16 protein-coding genes and 1 tRNA gene are annotated in these 23,332 nt (G+C 63.8%); 9 read left to right on the top strand and 8 right to left on the bottom strand.

From position 1 onward, the window contains the following. The first annotated feature begins 274 nt into the window (after positions 1-274). Complete coding sequence (locus tag HG800_RS00685) at positions 275-880, top strand: GbsR/MarR family transcriptional regulator (RefSeq protein ID WP_235963170.1); 606 nt, start codon at positions 275-277, stop codon at positions 878-880. Positions 881-1,556: 676 nt separating this feature from the next. Beyond that, positions 1,557-2,708, top strand: coding sequence for a citrate/2-methylcitrate synthase (locus HG800_RS00680; RefSeq protein WP_169972699.1), 1,152 nt, complete (start codon positions 1,557-1,559; stop codon positions 2,706-2,708). 144 nt (positions 2,709-2,852) lie between these two features. Here HG800_RS00680 and HG800_RS00675 read toward each other — a convergent pair whose 3' ends face one another. Next, positions 2,853-7,241 (bottom strand): ion transporter, encoded by a 4,389-nt coding sequence (locus HG800_RS00675; protein WP_169972698.1) that lies wholly within the window; start codon positions 7,239-7,241, stop codon positions 2,853-2,855. A 240-nt stretch (positions 7,242-7,481) separates the two neighbouring features. Here HG800_RS00675 and HG800_RS00670 point away from each other — a divergent pair, with 240 nt between their 5' ends. Together HG800_RS00670 and HG800_RS00665 are read left to right on the top strand one after the other, a co-directional pair. After that, on the top strand, positions 7,482-8,459 hold the full coding sequence (locus HG800_RS00670; protein ID WP_169972697.1) for a 3'(2'),5'-bisphosphate nucleotidase: 978 nt from the start codon (positions 7,482-7,484) through the stop codon (positions 8,457-8,459). A gap of 140 nt (positions 8,460-8,599) precedes the next feature. Continuing rightward, a complete protein-coding gene (locus tag HG800_RS00665) occupies positions 8,600-9,985 on the top strand; it encodes a sulfatase-like hydrolase/transferase (protein WP_169973415.1) in 1,386 nt (461 codons plus the stop codon). An 82-nt stretch (positions 9,986-10,067) separates the two neighbouring features. On the opposite strand, the gene HG800_RS00660 is transcribed toward HG800_RS00665, so the two are convergent. The 5 genes from HG800_RS00660 to HG800_RS00640 form a co-directional block, all read right to left on the bottom strand. Continuing rightward, positions 10,068-11,057, bottom strand: a complete 990-nt coding sequence (locus tag HG800_RS00660; RefSeq protein ID WP_169972696.1) for an aldo/keto reductase — start codon at positions 11,055-11,057, stop codon at positions 10,068-10,070. A gap of 158 nt (positions 11,058-11,215) precedes the next feature. Beyond that, positions 11,216-12,451 (bottom strand): aldo/keto reductase, encoded by a 1,236-nt coding sequence (locus tag HG800_RS00655; RefSeq protein ID WP_169972695.1) that lies wholly within the window; start codon positions 12,449-12,451, stop codon positions 11,216-11,218. Positions 12,452-12,753: 302 nt separating this feature from the next. After that, a complete protein-coding gene (locus tag HG800_RS00650) occupies positions 12,754-15,231 on the bottom strand; it encodes a TolC family protein (protein WP_169972694.1) in 2,478 nt (825 codons plus the stop codon). Positions 15,232-15,963: 732 nt separating this feature from the next. Further along, a complete protein-coding gene (locus HG800_RS00645) occupies positions 15,964-16,293 on the bottom strand; it encodes a type II toxin-antitoxin system prevent-host-death family antitoxin (protein WP_169972693.1) in 330 nt (109 codons plus the stop codon). A gap of 204 nt (positions 16,294-16,497) precedes the next feature. Then, a tRNA-Ala gene (locus HG800_RS00640) sits at positions 16,498-16,570 on the bottom strand. Between the two features lie 151 nt (positions 16,571-16,721). Here HG800_RS00640 and surE point away from each other — a divergent pair. The 5 genes from surE to HG800_RS00615 all read left to right on the top strand — a co-directional run bounded on the left by surE (position 16,722) and on the right by HG800_RS00615 (position 21,830). After that, entirely contained in the window at positions 16,722-17,537 is an 816-nt protein-coding gene (gene surE, locus HG800_RS00635) for a 5'/3'-nucleotidase SurE (protein ID WP_169972692.1), read from the top strand. 92 nt (positions 17,538-17,629) lie between these two features. Continuing rightward, positions 17,630-18,238 carry an FKBP-type peptidyl-prolyl cis-trans isomerase gene (locus tag HG800_RS27140; RefSeq protein ID WP_169972691.1) on the top strand — a complete coding sequence of 203 codons (609 nt, stop codon included), beginning with the start codon at positions 17,630-17,632 and terminating at the stop codon, positions 18,236-18,238. Between the two features lie 446 nt (positions 18,239-18,684). Continuing rightward, positions 18,685-19,926, top strand: coding sequence for a glycosyltransferase (locus tag HG800_RS00625; RefSeq protein WP_169972690.1), 1,242 nt, complete (start codon positions 18,685-18,687; stop codon positions 19,924-19,926). Then, positions 19,862-21,463 carry an Nramp family divalent metal transporter gene (locus HG800_RS00620; protein ID WP_169972689.1) on the top strand — a complete coding sequence of 534 codons (1,602 nt, stop codon included), beginning with the start codon at positions 19,862-19,864 and terminating at the stop codon, positions 21,461-21,463. Before HG800_RS00625 ends, HG800_RS00620 begins: the two co-directional genes overlap by 65 nt. 112 nt (positions 21,464-21,575) lie before the next feature. Next, a complete protein-coding gene (locus HG800_RS00615; protein ID WP_169972688.1) occupies positions 21,576-21,830 on the top strand; it encodes a hypothetical protein in 255 nt (84 codons plus the stop codon). Between the two features lie 99 nt (positions 21,831-21,929). Here HG800_RS00615 and HG800_RS00610 read toward each other — a convergent pair whose 3' ends face one another. Both HG800_RS00610 and HG800_RS00605 read right to left on the bottom strand, forming a co-directional pair. Continuing rightward, positions 21,930-22,652, bottom strand: coding sequence for a YqaA family protein (locus tag HG800_RS00610; RefSeq protein ID WP_206352069.1), 723 nt, complete (start codon positions 22,650-22,652; stop codon positions 21,930-21,932). A 124-nt stretch (positions 22,653-22,776) separates the two neighbouring features. Continuing rightward, complete coding sequence (locus tag HG800_RS00605; RefSeq protein WP_169972687.1) at positions 22,777-23,220, bottom strand: ExbD/TolR family protein; 444 nt, start codon at positions 23,218-23,220, stop codon at positions 22,777-22,779. Positions 23,221-23,332 lie beyond the last annotated feature (112 nt).

Here is a 23,332-nt window from a genome sequence, read left to right as displayed (position 1 = left end):
ACTCGAGAATTACTCGACGTGGCCAGTCCAAACCAGCCGGAAGCTGAGGCAAGCCAGGATGCGAGCAATGCGGTATTCTAACCTCTAATTTGCGTTCTCGCCTAGTATCTTCTAACCTCGATTTTCCCGATCGGTCGATGAGCTCCGATGTTGTGACCCTGGGTGTCCGCATCATCCCGCGCGAGGCACCGCGCCCGAATGGTCGCATGAAATCATCGAGCTCCCGGGCACATCCCCTTCTGCCCTCATCGCGATGACAGGACGGTGTTCAAGCATGTCGGCGTCTCCCGAACCTCAATCATCCGAAGAGCCGGAACTCCCTCGGGAGAGCCCGGCCGAGGCGGCGGTTATCCGCCAGTTCGTTGAACACTGGGGCATGATGGCTCGCTCCTGGGGCATCAATCCCACGATGGGAGAATTGTTCGCGCTGCTCTACATCACCGGGACTGACTGGACGGCCGATGGCCTGAGACATCGCTTGAAAGTCTCGCGGGGCAACGTGAGCATGAACCTTCGTGAACTGATCGCCTGGGGGGTTGTTCACAAGGTCCACCGTCAGGGAGAGCGTCGGGAATACTTCCGGGCCGAGACGGACATCTGGACCCTCTTTCGCCGAATCTTGCTGGAACGCAAACGTCGAGAACTCGACCCGACCCTGGTCGTCCTCGACCGTGCCGTGGAACAGATTTCCGAGGATCCCGAACTCGCCCCTCGCTACCTGGAGCGAATCGCAGCACTTCGGCGCTTCTTTGCACTCGTCCATGCGCTGGCAGCCCGGGTCGATGCGCTTGGACCAGCGGAACTCGAAGATCTGGTCATGCTCCTCGAACACCACGACTCGACCGATTCCGACCCCTCACCTCGCGATCCCCTCTCCTGATCGCCGCACCGAAAAAGAGCAGGCAACACCCGTAGGTTTTGCTCTGGTTTGGGCTTACGCCCCAGGTCCCTCGATCAGCCCGAGGGGTGTCGAAAGAATTTCGTCGAAAATCGAGCTGACACCCTTTTCAGACGCAATTGAACGTCTAAAACGAGGTCATGCCCGAAAGGGCTTCACGAACCAGCGAGCGAACGGTACCCGTCAGGTCGCTTGCGCGTTTTGGGCGGAAGGCGTGAGCAACTCACCTCGGGGGTGAGGACTTGTCGGGGCCGTAACGATCCGGGGGTCTCGGTTGCGTGATCTACGTGCCGAGGCCCCCGGTTTTTCTTTCGATTCGCGTGAGTGAATTGTGAGACGCAAACGCTGTCCTGTTTGATGATTCAATGCTTCTCGGAGGGTTTAACTGGCAGTCGGCTCTTGTTGCGCATAAACTGGTGCCATAATGGCTCGACGGCCACAACCATCCCGGGAAATTGCTCACTCGGATGTCACGCCAAGCCCTGCTTGCTTGAACCGCGTGTCGATGAATCTCGGAGCGCATTCTGACGGGTTCCGGTGACCGAGGTATCCGTTTGCCTCGTCCGTGTTCCCGGGGGGATGGTATTCTGGTCGTCGTCCTCCCGGCCGTTGAGGCTCGGGAGCATTTCGAGTCGGAAATACCTGGAGCCGAGCCGAGATGAGTAGCGCGTCGGAGGAGAACTTTTTCCCCGGTCTTGAAGGTGTGGTCTCCAACGAGACGGCCATCGCCGACATGCAAGGAACCGAGGGTCAGGGTGGCCTGGCCTACCGGGGATACGCGATCGAGGATCTCGCCGAGAAGGTGTCGTACGAGGAAGCCGCGTTCTTGCTGCTTCATGGCGACTTGCCCACCCCGTCGCAGCTCGACGAGTTCAACGGTCGGCTCCGGGCCTCCCGCTCGATTCCCGACTCGCTCGTGACGCTGTTTCGAGCGGTGCCGCACAACATCCACCCCATGGACACCCTACGGACCGGCGTCAGTGTGTTGGCCCACTACGATCCGGACGTCAACGCCGACCCGAAAGACCACGACGCTAATGTCCGCAAGGCCGAGCGCCTGATCGCCCAGATGGCCACCGCCGTGGCCGCCGCGGCTCGCGTTGCCCGAGGGCAAGAGCCGATCGCCCCTCGTGACGATCTGAGCCACGCTGGCAACTTCCTCTACATGCTCAACGGGACTGAGCCGAGCACAGCCGAAACCGACGCCTTCGACCTTTCGTTGACGCTCTACGCCGAGCACGAGCTAAACGCCTCGACCTTCGCCGCCCGCGTCACCGCCTCGACCCTCTCCGACATTCACTCGGCGATCGTCTCGGCCGTCGGCACCCTCAAGGGGGCCCTGCACGGCGGAGCTAACGAGCGATCCTGGGAGGTCCTCCAGCAGGTCGACGCTCCCGAAAAGGCCGAGCAGTGGATCAAGGACGCTCTGGCCCGCAAAGAGCGGATCATGGGCTTCGGCCACCGCGTCTACAAGACCGGCGACCCCCGCGCCGTGATCCTCAAGCGGCACTGCCAGCTCGTCGCCAAGGAAATGGGCGACGATCGCTGGGAACGCACCGCCGAGCCGATCGAGCGTGCCGTCACCGAACAGAAGGGTTTGCCCCCCAATGTCGACTGGCCTAGCGCCCGCTTGTACCACTATCTGAAGATCGACGTGCCAATCTACACCCCCATTTTTGCGATGGCTCGGGTCGCAGGCTGGTCAGCTCACGTGATCGAGCAGCTCGACAGTAATCGGCTGATGCGTCCGAGGGCTCGATACGTCGGTGCCCCGCAGCGATCAGTCAAACCGATCTCCGAACGCGGTTGAGCGTTGCCCTTCGGATCAGCGACGGGAAACGATCGAATGCTCCCCTCCGCAACCTTCACCCTTCGAATGAAGGTGCGGAGGGGTTCCCGTTGGGGCCTGCGAGGAGTGTCAATCGATGGAACGCACTTCCGCTACGCTTCGGATTCAGCGTGCCGAGGCTTCTTCAAGCAGTTCCGGATCCGCAAACGGCAGATCAACCACCTGAGACACCGGCGAGAGCCGGTCATAGCCGCCAAGGTTCCAGACCAGCTCGATGTAATGCTGCACGTCGAGCATCGTCAGGGTCTGGACGGCCCGGAGCGTAAGGATCTGGTCGCTCCACAGATCGGTTCGGAGCATTACCTCGACGAATCGAGTCCGGAGCGTCTCGATCGGATCTGGACCTCCCTGGCCCCGGATTACCCTGACCCATTCGCGGACCGCGCGTCGGTGGCGTCGCAGGTAGGCGGTAATCCGCAACCGTTGCTCCGCGTCGTACCTTGGGAAGCAAGGCAGTTCGAGCAGGTCGTCCATCGGTCGTCGCACATCCTGAATTCGATGCCAGAGCGGCTCACTCAGGTTGGGAGGGTCGGGAAGTTTCTCGGGAAGCTGTCGCGGATCTGAATCGGAATCGGCGGCATAACTCACCACTCTCCGCATTGCAAGCACCGCGAGACCGAGCGTGGCCACATCGTCATGGTCGGCAACCCAGGCGGTGACAAGCGCTCGGATCACCTCACCACGCCGATCCGTCAGATGGGGAAGATCCCGTCCGAGCATCTCGGGCAAATTGTCGAAATTCCACTGAAATTCGGAAAGGAAGTGGTTGAGCCACTCAATCCGATCGTGCTGCTGGTTGCGGAACCGCTCGGCCATGACCCGCTCGTGCCGAGAGGCCCCGATGAAGTCGAGGTCGATCTCCATGAGTGAATCGCTTCCGACGCTGATCGGCACCTGCGGCAGGGGCAAGCCCAGATATTCAACATCGAACCGTGCTCGCATCCAGAGCGCTTCGAGAAACGCTGGCTTGCGCATCCGGTGAATTTTCCGAACGGCCGCCTGATACGATTCTCCCGGCTCGTCAGGGGTCGTCGAGACGGTCGGGTTCAGGATCTCCCGAATCACGTTCACGATCCGAACGGCGATGTAACCGAGACCTCGGAACCCCCACCAGACCATCCGGAACGGCAGGATCAGCAGGCGACCACCCGCCAGGTACGATTCATAAAGGTGGAACAGGTTGATCGTCCGCTGCGAGATCGGGGCGCGGTGTAAGGGCAAGCTCCGGAACGCACTCCGGAGGTTCCGCTCGCGATCGATCTGCAATAACGAAGCAACCGCGTCTCCGTAGCGAAGCCGGATCAGCTCGTCACGCTCCGGGTCGGCAATCAGAAAGTCGACCGCCGTGAAATCGACGGTTTCGAAGAACTCATCCGCCTCCGGTCGACTCCGGCTCGGTGACAGTCGTTCCGTGAGAGGAATGCGTCCCTGCGGCTCCGGCAGAGGGATCTCATCTTCTGGCCGATGAAGCCGAGCGGCCAACCACTTCCGGTAGCGCTTGCGAACCCCCTCGGGACTGCTGGCCAGACGGTCGAGCGGCACGGCGTTGCGGTTGTAGTCGATCAGCAGCTTAGCCGTCTCCTGCACGATCATCCGCGTGATGTAGTCGAACCAGAGATACGGCCCGCCGAGCAAGCTCGACGCCGCACGACTCATGTCGAGCCGATCGAGCCGCCGACGCCCTCGAAGGAAGTACGGCAGATTGCTCAGACTCAGGTTTCGCAACGCCAGGTTGCCCAGTAGCTGGGTCGAGGCCTTCGTGTCGTTGCGGTGAAACGGCGATCCATCCAGGTAATCTTGATACAGCAGTTTGAGCGTCGAGAAGAAATCCGTTTCCGAGGGCTTCAACTCCATCCCCTGGATCGGGGCATCGAGGGCCCAGGGCTCTCGGGTCGGCTCAAGGTTCGAGACACCGAGCAGACCGCGCTCGGCGTTCATCGACACATCATCAGAAGTCCTCAAGCGAATCTCGGGAAGGACCACGCGCTCGTCCAGAAACCGTTGATCGCGGTCCTTCAATTCGCGCTTGAGCAGCTTCGTCTGCGCGGCAAACTGAGCCTCGACAATCCGCTCGCAGAACTCGGCGGCCTGGTTGGCAATCTTGCGGAACCAGCCTCCCACTTGCATCAAGACAAAGCAGACGACCCCGATGACGATGACGGGCAAGCCGAGCTTGTCTGCGAACCATCCCAGCATGGCTCGCAGGCGCAACCCGAAACCGTGCAGGAGACCAACCTCCCGGGTCGCGTCCACTCCCGCCTCAACCACGCCGTCGCCACTGGGAACCAGCAGGTACACCAACGCATAGAGTGCCGCGAAGGTCAGGCCGAAGCTCAGCAGGCGAATGGCCGGGCGTTTCGTGGCCGAGACGATCGTTCGCCCAAGCTTGTCAAGAAACAGCGGGGGAGAGACGGTCGCCTGCAAATCGGCCACGTAGTAAATCACGTCGAGCGTACGTTGCATCAAGTGACCGAGATAGTTGGCCGCCAGTGCCACGGCCTCGGCCGATCCCTGCTTGCGGTGTTCAAGAACCGGACGAATGATCGGCAAGCGGCGGATCACCGGCAGGTCAATTAGCTGCAGATAATGATCGACCGAGTTGACGAAGCTTTGCCCCATCTGCTCGATCAGCTCCTCGGGGGTCAGCTCGATGAGCCGCTCGACAACCTCCTCAATCGGGATATCGCGCGTCTGGTCCTCGACCCGCTCCGACCAGTCGGCCGAAGGAATTTCACTCACCCGGCTTTCCAGATCCTCAATGGCCGCATCCGTCAACGCAAGCCGCTCAGACTCGTCGAGCATGCCGAAATGCTCCGAGGCCCTGCGGTCAAAATGGCGGCGGATCATGTGGAGCAGATGGTGATTGCGCGAGTCGTCGCTGATCTCCGGCTTGAGCTCGAATAAGATAATGTTGCGATTGAAGATCCGAGCATAGCGCCTCACCAGGCGATCGGTGAAACGCAGGGCGAAGATCAAGAGCCGGACGAAACGAATCAGCGGCCGCATGACTCGAAGGAATCGCAGCAGACGGGGAACTCGGAGCAACCGAAGAATCTGGATGTTGGCGATCAGGGTCGGCCCGGAGAGGGCAAAGGTGATGAACCCGAACGGAATGGAGGGCAACAGGTCAATCACGAAATGCCGGGCCAGATACCTCAACTTTCCCGTGGCCAGCGAGATCTTCAATGTGAACTCAGTGAGAAACACCGCGCAGATCGCCAGGTCGGCCCAGGCAAAGACGGCTTCGAGCCGATGGGTCATCCCCCCCGACTGGTCGATGACCGTCTCCACGACGAGCAGCCCGGTGAGCACCAGGATCAGGACCAGAATGATCGCGTCGAGCCGTTTCGGGAAGCGCGGCCCGAATTTCGACTTCATCCGGGCGGTCAGGTCTTTTTCTTGCCACTCGTTGCGCGCGGTTCGGGCCATCCGGCCGAAGCGTCTCGCCACTCGGCGGAGATGGCCGATCGTCGGGCGGTCAAGCCCTTCCTCGGCTCCGTTTTGACCTGAGGCGACGCAGTCATCTCGCAACCGGAGCATGTCTTCCCGGGAGAGGGCCAACAAGCGGACCCCCTGCGCCAGGTCCACCTCCTCGAGCATCGACAGGAGTTCGTTGGCCTCTTCGCGAGCGTCCGTCAACAGCTCATCCCAGGCGGCCGATCGCGGCGCCGCGGAAAGGCTGCGGAGTTGCTCGGCCGCCGCGTCGGCCAGCGCCTCTCGACGCTCGATCAGGGCGGCAACGTGGCGTCTCGGTCCCGGAAGGCTCTCTGACGGTTCATCGGGCGTGTCCGGAGAGGGCGGGACCGGGATGGACTCGGGAAGACCCTCGACCTCCGCCTGAAGTCGGGAGAGCAAGAACCGCCTCGACCAGAGTTCCTCGGCCGTTCCCTCCGGAACGGACCCCTCAAGCAATTGACTGACCCGGCGATCGAGGAGCGACCAGCGGAGCCGGGTCGCTCGATGGGTGAGCTGTTCACGGATCGGGTCGAGCGAGGGAGTCCCATCCGCCAGGATCGTTTCTTGCAGCCGATCCAGCTCGATGACTGCCGAGACGGCGGGATGCACCGGCACGTTACCGTCAACCAACGCAACTAGCTCTGATGCCCAGGTCAGGTCTCTCCGAAATCGGTCGAGCAGGGCGGTGCGGCGGATGGGTTCCAGATCCGGACGCGTGAGCAACTCTCCGAGATAGGCTTGCTCGGCACGGAGCCACTTCGAGGTGAGGGTCGAGAGCTTCGGATTGGGCCCCGGGTTCTCGCGCTGCAGGTCGGCCAGGTGATCGGTCGTGGTGTCCCGAAGCCGTTCCAGAAGGACGTCGACCTCAGGATCTCGCGGATGGATGGGATCGATGGCCAGTTCATGAAGAACCCTGCGGAGTCGGGTTCCTTCCTGAATCGCGTTTAGCAAGCGGGCCGGGGCGATATGACCGTTGCCTGAGAGGACTGCGGAGGTACGCTCCAGCCAGGAGTTCCGCCACTCAATCGGATCACTCAACGTTCTGCTCCGCACGCAACCGGCACCGACGTTTCCAGATCGCCGGGCGAGACTCTGGTTATTGTCCTGTGTTCACGAGTCGGGGTAAAGCCCTCGAACGTTCCGATCGATGACGCCTGGCGACAGCCTTGAATCCAAAGCCTTTCTTGTTCCCGGGCCTCGGAACGACTAGCCTATGCGCCGGAGCCGAACCTCCTCGACCCTGTCCCGTTTCTCGATTCCTTGAGGGTTCTTCGCGTCGTGAGCCATTCTTTTGAACACGAACGAGCGGTCGCCGCCCAGGCCGTTCAGGAAGCCGCCCGGCTGTGCCGAGCTGTCCGAGGTTCCCACGGTCCCGATCCGGTCGCCAAGGGGGACAAGAGCCCCGTGACCGTCGCCGATTTCGGCAGCCAGGCGCTCATCTGCGCAACCCTCAAGGCAGCCTTCCCGGACGATCCGGTCATGGCCGAGGAAGACGCTGCGGAGCTCCGATCGCCCGACCGCGCCGCTGTTCGCGACCGCGTTGTTGCCGAGGTGGCCGCCCTTCGCCCCGGTTCCGATGCCGACACGGTCCTTGGTTGGATCGACCACGGCAACCTTACTCACTTCGCCCCTCGCTTCTGGACGCTCGACCCGATCGACGGCACCAAGGGCTTCCTCCGAGGAGAACAGTACGCCATCGCTTTGGCCCTGATCGTCGATGGACGCATCGAAGTGGCCGCGTTGGCCTGCCCGAATCTGGAACAATCGCGATCGACAGTCGGCCCGGTCGGTGCCGTCTTTCTGGCCGTTCGGGGAGCCGGGGCCACGGTGCTCCCACTTGACGGAGGAGACGAGGAACGTTCGATCCAGACCTCGGACCGAACCGACCCTTCGCGCGCCCGCCTCTGTGAATCGGTGGAATCAGGCCATAGTGCCCACAACGAATCGGCCGTGGTGGCGGCCCGCCTGGGCGTGACCGAGCCCCCGGTCCGGCTCGATAGCCAGGCCAAGTATGCCACGGTGGCCTCCGGCGTGGCTGACGTCTACCTTCGCCTGCCTACCCGTGCCGACTACCAGGAAAAAATCTGGGACCACGCCGCCGGCGCGCTCATCGTCACCGAGGCCGGCGGAACCGTAACCGACATCGACGGCAACGCCCTCGACTTCACCCTCGGCTCGACCCTGGCGAACAACCGCGGCGTCGTCGCCACCAACGGCCCCTTGCATGACCGAGTCCTGGCCGCCTTGCGCGGCTGATCGTCGATCGGGGTGTGGGACAGCCGCCCTCGGCTGTCCGGGTCCTTCAGCCCACCCCTCACCGATGGTCGTTCGCGTCGCCTCGGCCCGATCCTCCGTCCGAGAACCGGAGTCCACCCATGCGATCACGTCGCCGAGTGATGACCAGCCTCGGGATGCTTGGCCTGGCCTTGATGGCCATGTTCGTCCGTTCCGGCATCGGTGCCCGAGAGGCGCCCGACCGGCCGAACGTCCTGATGATCCTGGTCGATGACCTGGGCTTCGGCGATCTTTCCAGCTTCGGGGCCCCGGATCTCCAGACGCCGAACATCGATGCCCTGGTCGCCTCCGGTCTTCGGTTCTCGAACGCCTATGCGAACTGCCCGGTCTGTTCGCCGACGCGAGCAGCGCTGCTCTCGGGCCGGACCCCGGATCTCGTCGGTGTCCCCGGCGTCATCCGGACGCACAAGTGGAACAACTGGGGCTATCTTGATCCCGACGTCCCGCTCCTTCCCGCCTTGCTTCGTGAGGTTGGCTACCACACCGCGATCGTCGGCAAGTGGCACCTCGGCCTCGAATCGCCGAACACCCCCGGCGAACGCGGGTTCGACCACGTCCACGGCTTCCTCGGCGACATGATGGACGACTACTACACCCATCGCCGCCACGACATCAACTACATGCGCCTCGGCGACACCGAGATCGACCCCGAAGGGCACGCCACCGACCTCTTCTCCGACTGGGCGATCGACTACCTGAACTCCCGGAAGGACGAGCCAAACCCCTTCTTCCTCTACCTCGCTTACAACGCGCCTCACACTCCGATCCAACCGCCCGAGGATTGGGTCGATCGCGTCCGCCGTCGCGAGCCGGGGATCGACGAGAAGCGGGCTCGGCTCGTCGCGTTGATCGAGCACCTCGACGACGGGATTGGCCGCGTGTTTCGAGCCCTCGACGCCAACGGCCAGGCGGAATCAACGCTTGTCGTCTTCGCCAGCGACAACGGCGGCCAGCTCGATGTCGGCGCCCGATGCGGTCCGTACCGAGGGGGGAAGGGAGACCTCTACGAAGGCGGCATCCGGATTCCGATGGCCGCCCGCTGGCCCGGTCAGATTACCCCCGGCTCCTCGACCGATCACGTCACCCTGACAATGGACCTGATGCCCACCGTCTGCGAGCTGGCCGGCGCGACCATTCCCGCAGGAACCACCGGCCGATCCCTCGTCCCGTTACTCCTCGGCCGATCGCTGCCCGAGGACAATCGTGCGCTCGTCTTCGTCCGCCGCGAAGGGGGGCCCCGCTACCTCGGCCAGGACTACTTCGCCATTCGCCAGGGACCTTGGAAGCTCGTTCAGAATCACCCCTTCGAGCCGTTCCAGCTCTACAACCTTGATGCAGACCCTCGTGAAACTCAGAACCTGATCAAGCAGGAGCCTTCGAAGGCCCAGCTCCTCTCTCAGGCACTCATGATGCACCTTCAGCAGGCCGGTCAGGTACCCTGGCAACGTCCAGAGCGCCCGGAAGCCGACGGCGGAGGCTCGAACTGAATCAAGGAAGCACCCTCAGGGACCGCTCCCCAAAGCCCAAGCCGGCCGTCGGGGAGCGGAACGAATCGGGCCACCGTCGCGCTCAGGACCCGGTGTATCGCGGTCGATCGCGCAGACTGGCCGTCGTTTCCACGTCGTCCTTCCAGTCTTCGAGCCGAGGCCCCTTCAAGGGTTCGGCCCGTGACCGCAGGGCGGCCATCTGCTCGTCGCCGAGGTCTTCCAGCGATTGAGCAATCCGGACGTCGTCCTCGAGCTGCCCGAGGGTCGTGCAGCCGATGGCGGTGCAGTGGATCGGCAGGTTGAGCACGTAGCTCAGGCACTCCTTCACGCTGAAGCGCTGGAGGAGCTTGGCGTTGCCGAAATTCTTCATCCCCTGAATGCCAAGATTGCGCTCGACGGCCAGGGGGAGCACCTGATTCTCAAAGCTGAGGTAATGCGGGTCGGCCACGTGCAGGGGCATGAGGATCGTGTCCCAGTCCTCATAGGCCCGGAGCATCGCCAGGTGGGCCGCCGGGTTCGAGTGCCCGGTGAAGCCGATGAAGCGGCACTTGCCCGCCTTCTTGGCGGCCTCGAACGCCTCGATCGCCCCGCCGGGGGCGAAGACCTGCTCGGCATCCTCCTCGCTCCGGATTGCGTGGACCTGCCAGAGGTCGACGTAATCGGTCTTCAGACGCTTCAGCGAGAGGTTCAGTTCCTCCAGTGCTCCCTCGCGAGTGCGATCAGTCGACTTGGTCGTCAGAAAGACCTGATCGCGGACGTCCGGCAAGACGGCGCCGTAGATCTCTTCGGAATGGCCATCCCAGTAGATGTGCGCCGTGTCGAAGTAGTTGATGCCCAGTTCAACGGCTCGGCGGGTCAGCGCGATGGCTTCCTCGTCGTTACCGATGATCGGGAATCGCCCGCCGGCCAGGCCGATCACGGTCAGATCGACCCCGGTCTTGCCAAAGGTCCGCTTCGGGATGTCTCCGGCTTCGAGACGATTCGCCACCGCCGGGCGAGCCTGAATCGTCCTGCTCGCGAGGCCGGCAGCCAGCCCCCCGACCATGCTGCCAATGAGTGTTCTTCGTTTCATTCGTTGTTCCTCCGGTGGGGTGCCTGGTAAGCCGACGATCCGCGCACTGGGGACAGCAAACCAAGGGCCGAGACCAACGTTGAGGGAAAGGCCCCGGAACCCGCATCGACGATCCGACCCGAGCTCCGAGCGCCCATCAATGTTGGTCTCCGTCAGGCTTAGCTCAGGTGCCTGTCGGCCAACTGAACGAGGTTCGCCACCGGCAAGCCGCGCGGGCAGGCCCGTTCGGCAGCGGCGAGATCCGCCTTGGCCAGGTCGCGCGCCTCGGCGGGAAGCGCTTGATAGAGCGCCCGGGCCTCGGATCGCTTGCCGTAGGCGGCGTAATAGCGGAGGTATCGCAGGACCGTAGCCACCGGGACCCCCTTCGCGGCGGTTTCGCAAAGATGGCCGCAGCCGTGGCAATATAGATGGTTGGTCTTGCGCCGGTGTTCGTCGAGCAGTCGGGCTTCCTCGATCGTCAACGGCTCTCGGCTGGCGGCGACGTTCTCGCGGAGGTCGCTGAAGTTGGTCATCTCGGAGACGACCACCTGCATCCGGTCGTCGTACCAAACCGACTTGACCGCGGCGACCTCCTTCTTGATCCCCGCCTCTCGCAACCGCTTCAGCGTCTGGTCGATGGCAAACAGCTGGCCGTCGTTGTCGATGGCATCGACCACCGCGTCGGCCCCGCGCTGCGTCTTCATGGCGACGAGACCGATGTTGGCCTTCGAGGCCTTGTCGATCGCCCGCTGCAGCTTGTCGTGATCGACGGCCCGGAAGCTGTACTGGATCATCACCTGATCGATCCAGCCGACCTCGGCCGCTTTTTCAAGAATCTCAGGGAGCATGGCATCGTGGCAGGAGAGCCCCGCGAAGCGAATCTTGCCGGCGGCTTTCAGATTCTCGAAGGTCGCCTTGATGCTCGGGTCGCTCAGCATGCCGATGTCCCGGCCCGAGATGCCGTGAATGTAGTAAGCATCGACGTAGTCGGTCCGCAGGCGTTCGAGACTCTTTTCCAGCTCGCTCGGGAAGACGGCGGCCTGGTCGGGAACCCCTCGGTAGCGGGTCGTCTTGGTGACGAGGTAGGTATCCTTCCGCAATCCGGTCCGTTCGAGGACCTGGCCGAGGACCTGCTCAACTCTCGTGTTCTCGTACGATTCGGAGGTGTCGATGAAGCGGACCCCCGAGAGCAAGGCCGCCTGCACAAAGCTCGGCGAAACGGCCCAGCTCGTGCCCATGCCCAGCTTCGTCACCTTCTGCCCGGTCTTGCCGAGGGTCACCAGCGGGACCTTCGGCTCATCGGCGGCCGCATCCTGCCCGAAGCCTCGCAGGGCCGGGGCCGAGGCTAAAGCCGCTCCCGTCGCCGCGCTGGTCTTCAGGAACCGTCTCCGGCTGCCGTCGCAGGTTCCGTGCATTGCCAGTGCCTCCTCGATTCAAAAGGGAAAAGGGGGGAATCCGACGGACGTGACACCGGGGAGGGCGTCTCGATGAGCCAGCCGACCAACCGCAATCAGCGGCTGGCCGTCATTGTCGTCGGCCGATGCCCCCCGGTCAACAATTCTTGAATCGAATGCGCGGCGATCGTCTTCGAAGGAAGCTTGGTGGGCTCATCGCCGGACGTTCTGCCCCTGAACCAAATGACACGGGGGCGGACCCGCCACGACAGGCCCGCCCCCGCAAGGGACGCAAGAGGAGAGGAAGGACGAAACGTCGCCGATCACCCGCCCGGGGGCAGGGGTGGCAGGTCAATCGGCAAGGTTTCTCGGATCGGCTCGCTCGGCGGCAAGGCCGGTAAGGGCTTGGCCATCGGGAGGGATCGCGAGGGCAGGGGAGGGAGCGAGGCAGGATTCGTCACCGGAGCGGTCTCGGAAATCGGGACCGATCGGCTGGCTGGGGTCAACTCGCCCGAGGTCCGGGTCACCGCCGGATCGACCCGCCCCGGAGTCGCCGCGGGCGTAGAGGCCCGGCTCTGCGTTGGAGCAGTTCCCGAGGCCAGGCTCGGCATCGGCGGCGTTCCGAGGCTCGACCCCGACCCGGAGCCGGGCCCCGGAGTCGTCGAGGAGAGGGGGACCGGATCGCCCACCGGAGTCGTTGGGCCGACGGGCATGGCAGGCGGGCCGAAGGTCCCATAGGGAGCCGGGAAGAACGGGCTCGGTTCTGGAGGCGTCGAGCCGGGGGTCGACATCGGCGGCAAGGGATCCTGGATCGGTGGGGCGACCACCGGCTTCGGCGCGACTGGGCCATCGGGCTCGATCGGAATGCGACGGTGAGCCTTCTGCTGGTCGATCGCCTGCACATACGCCTTCGGCGGCTGCGGTCCTTCGGCCACGGCAATATTGTTGTACGCGAGGAGGGTCCCCTTGGCTTCTTCTAGCGCGGCGATCGCCGTGTTGTAACTCGTCTTGTACCGGGCCTCGATCGCCACGGCGTTCGACCAGCGGTTGACCGCGTCGAGGTAGCGGTCGATGTTGATCGTCCCGGCCTCGAAGAACGCTTCCTGAGCCTTCAAGCGACGCTCCGCCGCTTCGCGAAGTTGCCCGGCGTACTTCAACAGCTTGTAGTTCGCGTCCACCTCGACGAAGAACCGCGCCAGAGCATGGACCGACTGGTGGACTGTCTGCTGGAGAAACGCTCGCTGACGGAGCAGGGCATACTGCGCTTGCCTTGTTTCGGCCAATGGGCCCCGGAAGCCGATCGGCATCGAGAAGGTCAGGCCGACCTGCCAGGTCTGGAAGTTATTGAGGAACGAGGGAGCCGGATTCACCCCCGCCGCTGCCTGTTGCTGGGCAATGATCGGGTCGATCGCCAGCACCGATCGGCCAGTCATGACCGCGAAGGCGTCGTCCAGATCCTCACCGAGCCCGTTGAACTGGTAAAGCATGTCCAGGTTCAAGGCGGGCAAGAGCTGGTTGCGGGCAAGCAGTAATTGGAGTTCGGCAACCCGCACCAGAAGCTGTTGCTGCACAATGTCCGGCTGATAGCTGATCAACTGCGCCAGGCTGCTCTCCCAGTCCGGCTGCACTCGGGCGGTCGTCCAGTCGGTGACCGGCACGATCCGGCGGCCGTCGTACGGGGGCAGGCCGAGCAGCTCGCGGAACTGTCGCTCGGTGGTGATCAGGTCAGCGGTCGCCTGCACCAGTTCGAGCTGGAACTGGCGGAGCTGTTCCTCCGCCTCGGCCACGTCCGGCTCCGATCCGGTGCCGACCTCGCGCTTCACCACTTCCCGCTCGTAAATCGCCTCGCCGAGCCGAACCGCCTGCTGACGGCTCCAGTATTGGACCTGCTGTTGCGAGAGAGCCCAGTATTGCTGCTCGACCGACCGAACCATCGCCATCACCTCGGCCTTGAACCGCCAGACCGAGGCGTCGGCGTTCAATCGAGAGATCACAATCGGCGCCCGGTTGGCTTCCAGGCCGCTCGGCCCGGTCTGATCCGTACCGCCGAGCAACGGCTGGCTGAATTGCAGCGTGGTTCGGGCGCCGTAGGTCGACGGGAAGGTCTGAATCGGCGAGTTGCCGAAGGTGTAATCCACCTGGTTCGACACCCGGAACGTGGCACCCGTGGCCGTTCGCTTCGACAAGGCCGCCTCGAAGCTGGGAATCCCCTGGGGGGCTCCCCGCTGCCGGACAAGGGCGAACACGTTCGTATCCGGGTCGAAGAAACCGGCCTGAATGGAGTTGTTGACCAGGAAGTCTCGGCTCTCGTAGAAGAACCGAGTCGAGAGCTGACCATCGAAGACCGACAACGCCCGAGCGATCTGCGTTTCCTGGATCGCCGGGTCATAAATCGTCGCCAACGTTCCGGCACCCAGCGCCGCACCAGCCTGGGTGTTCAGGGGGGTCGGGGCGAACCCCTCCACCGGAATCCCCTGGGCACCGAGGGAGATGACGCGGATGACCTCCGAGTTATCCATCCCGAGCTGGATGGCCTCTTCGAGCGTCATCGGCCAGGGTTCCATCGCCTCGGCGTTGTCCGGAGTGCGCGGGGGCACGATGTCGGGCAACTGAACGGGCAAATCACTCAGGAAGGACGCCTGCTGAATGGCGTGATCTTCATCGGCCACGGCGGAAATCGGGTCGTGCGGGACCTGCTTCGTCTGGTCGATGTAGGGGATCCTCTGGCAACCGGCCAAGGCCAACCATGCCACGGCTACTGCCGCTCGCACGTACCGGTTACCGAATCGGGTCAATCGCATGGCCAGACCGTCCTTGTGATTCGCGCCATGGGACGAAGGGTGTGACCCGATCGGCCGGGTCTTCGCGGTTCAGACCGCTACGAGCCTTTTTCCGGCAACGAGCGGCCTCGCGGTCCTTCGGTCCGCCGCCCGCAGGCAAGCTCGCGTCAGGACTCGGGACCGGACGTCCCGGAAACCCTCCGCGGGCTTGCACTCTCTCGGGATTCCCTCAATTCGACCAGGGGATGAATCGGTCGAAATAGATGTGCGTCTTGAGGGGACACGGGGGATTATAACGATTTTCCGGGTCGTGCCTAGGGCAACGGTCAACCGGGTCGCGCAGAGCGCATTCCCAGCACACTGATGAGGACACTCAAGAGCGACAGCTTCCCGAGCGATCAGGAAAAACAGCGATCCTGCCCCGATCACGTGACTCAAGGAGGACCCCGTTGCCTCGCTCGTTCGTGCAATATTCACGCCCGAACCACCTCGCCGGAGAGCCAGGCGAAGTTCCAAAGCAGGGAGAATCCTCACGAGGCAACGGCCTGTCTCCTTAGCCTCCAGACACGTGAGCGCCAGAGATGCCTCCAAGAAAAAGGCGTCCCTTTCCATCCCCCGCGATGGTTGCTTGTCCCAGCACAGCGGCGCCACGAAAGGGCCTGCCCGAGTTTCCTCGGACAGCCAAAGAGATCGACACGCAGCCGCGAACACCCCCCGACTCATCGCGCGGCCTCGGTGCTCGACCGTTCCTCCTCAGGGTTTCTTCGGGTGGTGGTTGTTGGTGCTCGGGTTCGACTCGTCGATGGCCTTCTGGATGTCTTCCAAGGCGATCGTGCCGACCTCGTTGCCCAGCAAGGCGCTAAGTTGCAGGCCGACCAGCGTTTCGCTCGGATGAGAACGATCGCCGAGCATTTGCAAGAACGGTTCAGCACCGACCAGCACGGCTCTCGGCCGTCCGTGGACCGTCAAGACGTAGCGCACGTCGGGATGCTGAAGTTCATTGAGAATGGACGGCAGATTCTGGTGCAATTCCCGACTGCCGATGATACGGACGGGGGAATCGGCCTTCTTCTGGCCTGCCATGAAACCCGGCCTCCACCGAAAGGTGCGATCACAAAGAACAAAAAGAGTCCGGGTCGTCCCTGAATCCAATCAAGCGACCCTACCATCCTGAGCGAGACGCAACCGAGCGATTCGGTGATCTCGAACACAGCGGCCGAATGGCCTTGGGCGTTAACCCAGAATCGCCGGAGCAAGAAGTCCGGCACACATTGAACGTGATTCGAGTGGAGGATAGGGGACTTGAACCCCTGACCTCTTGCATGCCATGCAAGCGCTCTCCCAACTGAGCTAATCCCCCTCGCGTTGTGTTGGTAAGGTAGCAACTCGATTCAGGAAAGTCAACGGTCCGAGCACCGAAGGTTTTCATCTTCTGTTCGATTTCCGAAGGGTCTGTCCTACAACGTGAGTACGTCGCGAGCACCGGGACCATTTCCGCCAGGATTGAGCCGATGGATCACGCCAGAACCGTTTCCAAACGACGTGCCACGCCTGCTCATCTCGTCCTGACCAACGACGACGGGATCGACGCTCCGGGCCTCGAAGCCTTGCGGCTGGCCGCCGAGCCGCTTGGCGAGATCCAGGTGGTGGCTCCGGCCGATGTCTGGTCAAGCAAAGGCCATGCCGTCACCGCCGGCGGCGAACCGATTCGGGTCGAGCGCCGCGGCCAAAACCGCATTGCCGTCGGAGGCACCCCGGCCGACTGTGTTCGCCTGGCCCTGCACCACCTGGCCCCGGGACCGTCCTGGGTGCTGGCCGGGATCAATCGGGGAGGGAATCTCGGGGCCGACGTCCATCACTCCGGCACGGTCGCGGCGGCCCGCGAGGCAGTCCTGCACGGGTTCCCGGCCATTGCCGTCTCTCATTACATCCGGCGCGATCGGCCGCTCGACTGGAATCGCGCGGCCTCCTGGACCCAACAGGTGCTCGAACTGCTCATGAATCGCCCGTGGAGCCCCGGAACCCTCTGGAACGTTAACCTTCCGCATCCGACCCCCGACGAGCCCGACCCCGACATCGTCTTCTGCCCAATCGATCCGTCGCCGTTGCCGCTCGGGTTCGCCATCGAGGGAGACGAAGCGACGTATAATGGCGATTATCACGGCCGATCACGGGTTGCCGGGGCTGATGTCGAGATCTGCTTCGGCGGTCGGATTGCCGTCTGCTGTGTTCGCATTTTGGCCGACCCGGCCGAGATCATTGCCACACCGACCGAGGTCATCGCGCTGCACACCGCCCACCGACCCGGCGCATCGGGGCCTCGCTGACGGTAGAATACTTTTGACCCGAGGTTTACAAGAATCGGGGATCATCCTCGTTGAGAATTCCCCCAACGGCGAGACGGGAGCAACGGACAATTATGACGACACCCCTTCGACGATGGTCGCTGTGGGCCATCGCCGCGGCGATGGTCGCCCCGGCCGGTTGTGGCCAGCCGCCCCCGATGGTCCCGATGACTCCTGCAGGAGTTGGAGGCGATCCGCTGGCGGTCAACTTCGAAGACGATCAGTACAAGGCCAAGGCCCTCGGTGAAACTCCGGCGTCTCGGGAAAGCACGGTCGCCACCTCGATTCCCGAGCCTGACGACATGCCCCGGATCGTCCGCGAGCCGACCGAGCCCGGCGAGGAAGTCGAACTCGAAAACGGCCTGCGATACACCACGCTCAAGGCCGGTGACCCCGAAGGCCCGATGGCCGAGCTGGGTCGCTCGGTCTCCGTCTTCTACCGGGGTACGCTGGCCGACGGCACCGAGTTCGACTCGAACATGGGCCGGCAGCCCGTCGACTTCCCGCTCAATCCGGGAAGCCTGATTCAGGGCTGGATCGATGGCATCCCCGGCATGAGGGTCGGTGAACGCCGTCGCCTGGTCATCCCTGCAAAACTCGGTTACGGCGATCGCGGCTCCCCTCCCAAGATCCCCCCCGGTGCCGAACTGACCTTCGAGGTCGAACTGGTCGGAGTTCGCTGATTGGCTCCTCTGGCACTTCCGCTGACATGCGAACGGTTCCTCCCGCTCCCCCGATGCTCCTGGGGGAGCAGGAAACCAGCGATTGCTGGCGGAGTTCAAGTACGGCTCAGGGTTTTGAACCCTGGCTTCTCTCCCCGCTCACCGGAAGAGAATGCCCAAGTTCTCTCAACCCTCTCCCCCGCTCGCGGGGGAGAGAATGGCCGCCAGGCCGGGTGAGGGGGCGTCTTGCCAGAACGCCGAGCCTTGCGATCCAATTCCAGACCGCTCCCTTAGGCTCGCGCTCGGCTCGACGATCGAGTGGCATACGAACCGATCACCTGCGGTCTGCCTTGCTTGATCAGGTCGCCTCGGTTAGGTTTCCGACCTGAGACGCGAGCACCAGGGAGTTCCGGAACCGCGGAGGGATCCGCGAGACGTCCAGGGATGACCGTCGAGGGGAGGCCGGCATGGAGGCGGGCCCGCACATTCCAACGATAGCCTCACGGCTCGGGCAACCATCGCGGAAGGTCCGCGCGGCCCTCGTCCACGACTGGCTGACCGGCATGAGGGGCGGTGAGAAGTGTCTGGAGATCCTTTGCCGGGCTTTCCCTGACGCCCCGCTGTTCACCCTCATCCACGATCGCGGCCAGATGAGCCCGGCGATCGAGGCCATGACCATCCGCACGTCTCCCTTGCAGCGAATCCCGGGGGTGTTGCGGCATTATCGCCATCTCCTCCCCGTGATGCCGATGGCTGCGCGATCGTGGCAGCCCGAGGGGGTGGACGTGGTCATCAGCCTCAGCCATTGCGTGGCGAAGTCGGTTCGGGTCCCTCCCGGAGTGCCGCACCTCTGCTACTGCTTCACCCCCATGCGCTACGCCTGGGACGGCCGAGCGGCCTACCTTGACGGCTGGACCGGCAAGCCGGTCCGCAAGGCGCTCGCCGGGGCGGCCCTCGACCGCCTTCGTGCCTGGGACCGGGCCACCGCCCGCGGTGTCACCCAGTTTGTCGCCATCTCCGAAACCGTTCGCCAACGAATCGCCCGCTGCTACGGACGAGACAGCCGGGTGATCCCCCCTCCCGTCGATACCAACTTCTACACCCCCGACCCAACCACCCCGCGCGACGGCCCGTATCTCTGCGTCTCAGCCCTGGTGCCGTACAAGAAGCTCGATCACGCCGTGGCCGCTTGCTCGGCGACGGGTCGGCCGCTGGTCGTGATCGGCTCCGGCCCCGAACGCGCTCGCCTGGAATCACTGGCCGGGCCTTCGGTCCGGTTCCTCGGCTGGCAATCCGATGAGGTCATCCGAGACCACTACCAACGCTGCCGCGCCTTGCTCTTTCCCGGCGAGGAAGACTTCGGCATCGTCCCGGCCGAGGCCCTCGCCTGTGGTGCCCCGGTCATCGCCCTGAATCGCGGCGGCGTGGCCGAAACGGTCGATCACCGCGTCGGCTGGCTTTACGACGAGCCGGGCACCAGACCGCTTTCACAAGCCATTGAGGCCTTCGAGACCGCCGGACGACCGCACGACTCCCTCCTTGCCCGCCGCAAGGCCGAGGCCCTCGCACCCGACGTCTTCCGCGATCGGATCATGACCCTGATCGACGAGATCCTCGCCACTCCGTCAACGATCCCCGTTCCTCATGTGTCGATCCGTCCCCGATCACGACGCGATCGCCAGCGGCAGTCCGATCCGATCGCCGGATGAGCTCGACCGGGCTGGGCGGTTGCGAGGGCGTCGCGAGGCCCTTACGATGACCCTCGCGACGGAACCCTCCTCTCCCCGATCCGCTCTCCCCCGACTGGCCGAGCCCATGAGCCGCACGACCCCCACGGCCTCAGGAGCCGAAGACCCTCGTCTCGGTCAGGTCGACCAGATCCAGGAACCACCCGAGACCCTCGCGAAGGCCTTCCGGCAGATCGGCCCCGGCCTGATCCTCGCCGCAGCAATCGTCGGCACCGGCGAGCTGATCGCCACCACCCACGCCGGAGCAAAGGCCGGGTTCGTTCTCCTCTGGCTGGTCATCATCAGTTGCTTTATCAAGGTCTTCGTTCAGGTTGAGCTGGGACGCTACGCCGTCTCCAGCGGCCAGACGACCTTCTCCGGCTTCCGGTCCTTGCCGGGGCCGGGAGCCTTGCTTGTCTGGTGGTGCGCGGTGATGTTGCTGGTCACGCAGTTGCAGATCGGCGCGATGATCGCCGGGATCGGCCAGGCCGCCTCGATGATCCTGCCGCGCGTCACGCTCCTGCTCGGCGGGGCGCTCGGCATGAACGAGCGTCCCGAGCTGTTCTGGGGGGTCCTCGTCACCGCCCTGACCGCCGCCATGCTCTGGACCGGTAGCTACCGCCTGGTCGAGCGGACGATGACCGCCTTCGTCGCCGTCTTCACCCTCATGACCGTGCTTTGTGTCATCCTCTTGCCCTCCGACGTGGCGATCCGCTGGGAACAGCTTGCCGAGGGGCTCTCGTTCCGCCTCCCGACCGATAGGACCATCATCATGGCCGCACTGGCCATGTTCGGCATCACCGGGGTCGGCGCCACCGAACTGCTCAGCTACCCCTACTGGTGCATGGAGAAGGGCTACGCCCGATCGACCGGTCCCCGCGAAGATTCGGCTGCCTGGCTCCACCGCGCCCGAGGCTGGATGCGTGTCCTGCAGCTCGACGCCTGGATCAGCATGGTCGTCTACACCGTCGCCACCGTCGCCTTTTTCCTGCTCGGCGCGGCCGTCCTGCACGACCAGACCGAGGCCGACGGCCTGCCCGACCGCGTCGATGAGATGATCCTCACCCTCGTGCAAATGTACGAGCCGGCCCTCGGCCCGACCGCAGCCAAGTGGTTCCTCGTCCTGGGAGCGATCGCCGTCCTGTATTCGACCCTCTTTGCCGCTACAGCAGGAACCGGCCGCCTGCTGGCCGACTTCCTCCGCGTCTGCGGCTACTATCCGAAGGACTCGGACGAATATCGCCGCAAGTGGGTCCGATTCTTCTGCGTGGCCCTGCCGATCTTCGGCCTCTTGCTCTACATGGGCCTCGGCAGTCCGGTGCGCATGGTCACCCTCGGCGGCTTGATGCAGGCGATCACCTTACCCCTGATCGCCGCCGCCGCCGTCTTCCTCCGCTACCGGAGAACCGACCCCCGCGTGACCGCCGGGAAACTCTGGGACATCCTGCTCTGGATCTCGATGCTCGGCCTCATCTTCGCCGGCGGATACCTCGGGGCCTCACAACTGGGCCTGCTCTGATCGGCATCGTTGCCCGTGCTTGATTCCTCTTGATGCATGACCACACTCGTGCGAGAGTACTGTCCTCGTCTCCGTGTTGGTCCCGATTCACCTCCCCTCGGGAACGGTGCTGATGATGCGTCACTTCAAACTCCCGCTCATCGTCACGGGAGCCGCCCTGGTCCTCGCGGTCATCGTCGGTCTGGCGGCCGTTACCTGGCTTGACGGCGCCTCGCTCTCGAACCGTCAAAAGGAACAGCGTGCCCAGCAGCTCGGGTCGGCCACCGCCATGATCGTCTGCGTGGTGATCGCCCCCTTCTGGTTCGTCTCCGCCGCAAAGTTCGGCAAGGAACGCCGGAAGGCTCAGAAAAAAACCTCACGCCGATGATAGATTCGGGTGGAACGCCTCGCTCGGCTGGCCGGGCGCGGCCCCGGCCCGTCTACGTGACGGGCCAACCACCGCACCCTCGACCGTCCGCTCATCTGATCAAAGGACGAACTTCAACACCGCGAAGCCGCCAACCAGCAGCAACGTGAACAGCACCGCCAGCAGGTTGAAGTACTTCTCCACGAACACGCGGGCCGGAGGGCCCCACGTCTTGATGATCCAGGCGACCACGAAGAACCGCAAGCCTCGCGAGGCGATCGAGGCAATCGTGAAGACGATCAGGTTCACCTGCGCCACCCCGGCCGTCACGGTCACCAGCTTGTAGGGCAGGGGGGTCAGCCCGAAGATGAACACGATCCAGGCGTTCCAGTGGTCGTACACCTGGAACAGGTACTCCCCGCCCAGCCGCTCGGCCCCGATCGACTTGATCAGATAACCCGGCATCGCAATATCATCGCGCCCGTCGACCGTCGTCAGCTCCACATGCGCCAGGTTCTCGACAATCCAGGTCCCGACCGTCTCCCAGGCCGCATAGCCGATGGCGTACCCGAACATCCCGCCGAGCACCGAGGCGACCGTGCACCAGAACGCCAGCCGCACCCATCGCGTGGTGGCGGCAAGCACCAACGGGATGAGCAAGACATCCGGCGGAATCGGGAACACACTGCTCTCAATGAACGAGATCGCCATCAAGACCGGCAACCCGTAGCGGGTTTCCGCCCAGCTCAGAACCCAGTTGTACAACCGTCGATGCAAGGCCCACTTGGAAACCGGTTGCGCGGCTTCCGCGGCCATGGGGGCAGAGACGTCGTGCGATGCCATGTGCGGGCAAGACTCCTCGAAGACCTTTGAAATCGTTCGGCCGATCCAGGAGCAGAACGTTCCCCCCCGGCATCGCTCGCCATCAGATCAAGTCCCCTCAATCCCGGGACCTTTCCGATTCCACTCAGTTCACCGCGTCCGAGGAAGGCGATTGCGGCCTCGGACGAACCAGCAGCGAGACGTTCCCAATCCCCGCCGCGTCGCACGCCGACAGCACATCCGCCAGGTCCTGAAAGCTCAGGGTCGCGTCCCCTCGGATCTGCACCCCTTGCTCCTCGTAGTTCTCCCGAGCCGCTTCGAGCAACTCCCGGAGCGCCTCCAGGTCGTATTCCTCGGCCCCCACGGCTACCCGGCCCGGCTCAATCACCGTTAGCCTCAGATCCTCCGGCGCCGCGGTCAGGGGAGAGGCGTTGCCGACCTCCGGCACCTTCACCTTGAATTGCAGGTCGTCCCAATCGTACAGCCGCGAGGCGACCATGAAGAAGATCAAGAGACAGAGGATGACGTCGACCATGGGCGTCATGTTGATAAACGGCATCTCCTCTGTGTTCTGTCCATCACCCAGCATGAGGGGCCTCGGCTCCGTCTCAGCCTCGGATCATCGTAAGGTTGGAACGAATCTCGCGACAGGTCGGCTCGAGTGCTTCTCGTTTGCGGGCGGCGAGTCAGGAAATGGGGGC

The sequence above is a fragment of the Tautonia rosea genome, from assembly GCF_012958305.1.
GTDB lineage: Bacteria > Planctomycetota > Planctomycetia > Isosphaerales > Isosphaeraceae > Tautonia > Tautonia rosea.
This window is presented reverse-complemented; position numbering and strand designations above follow the sequence as displayed.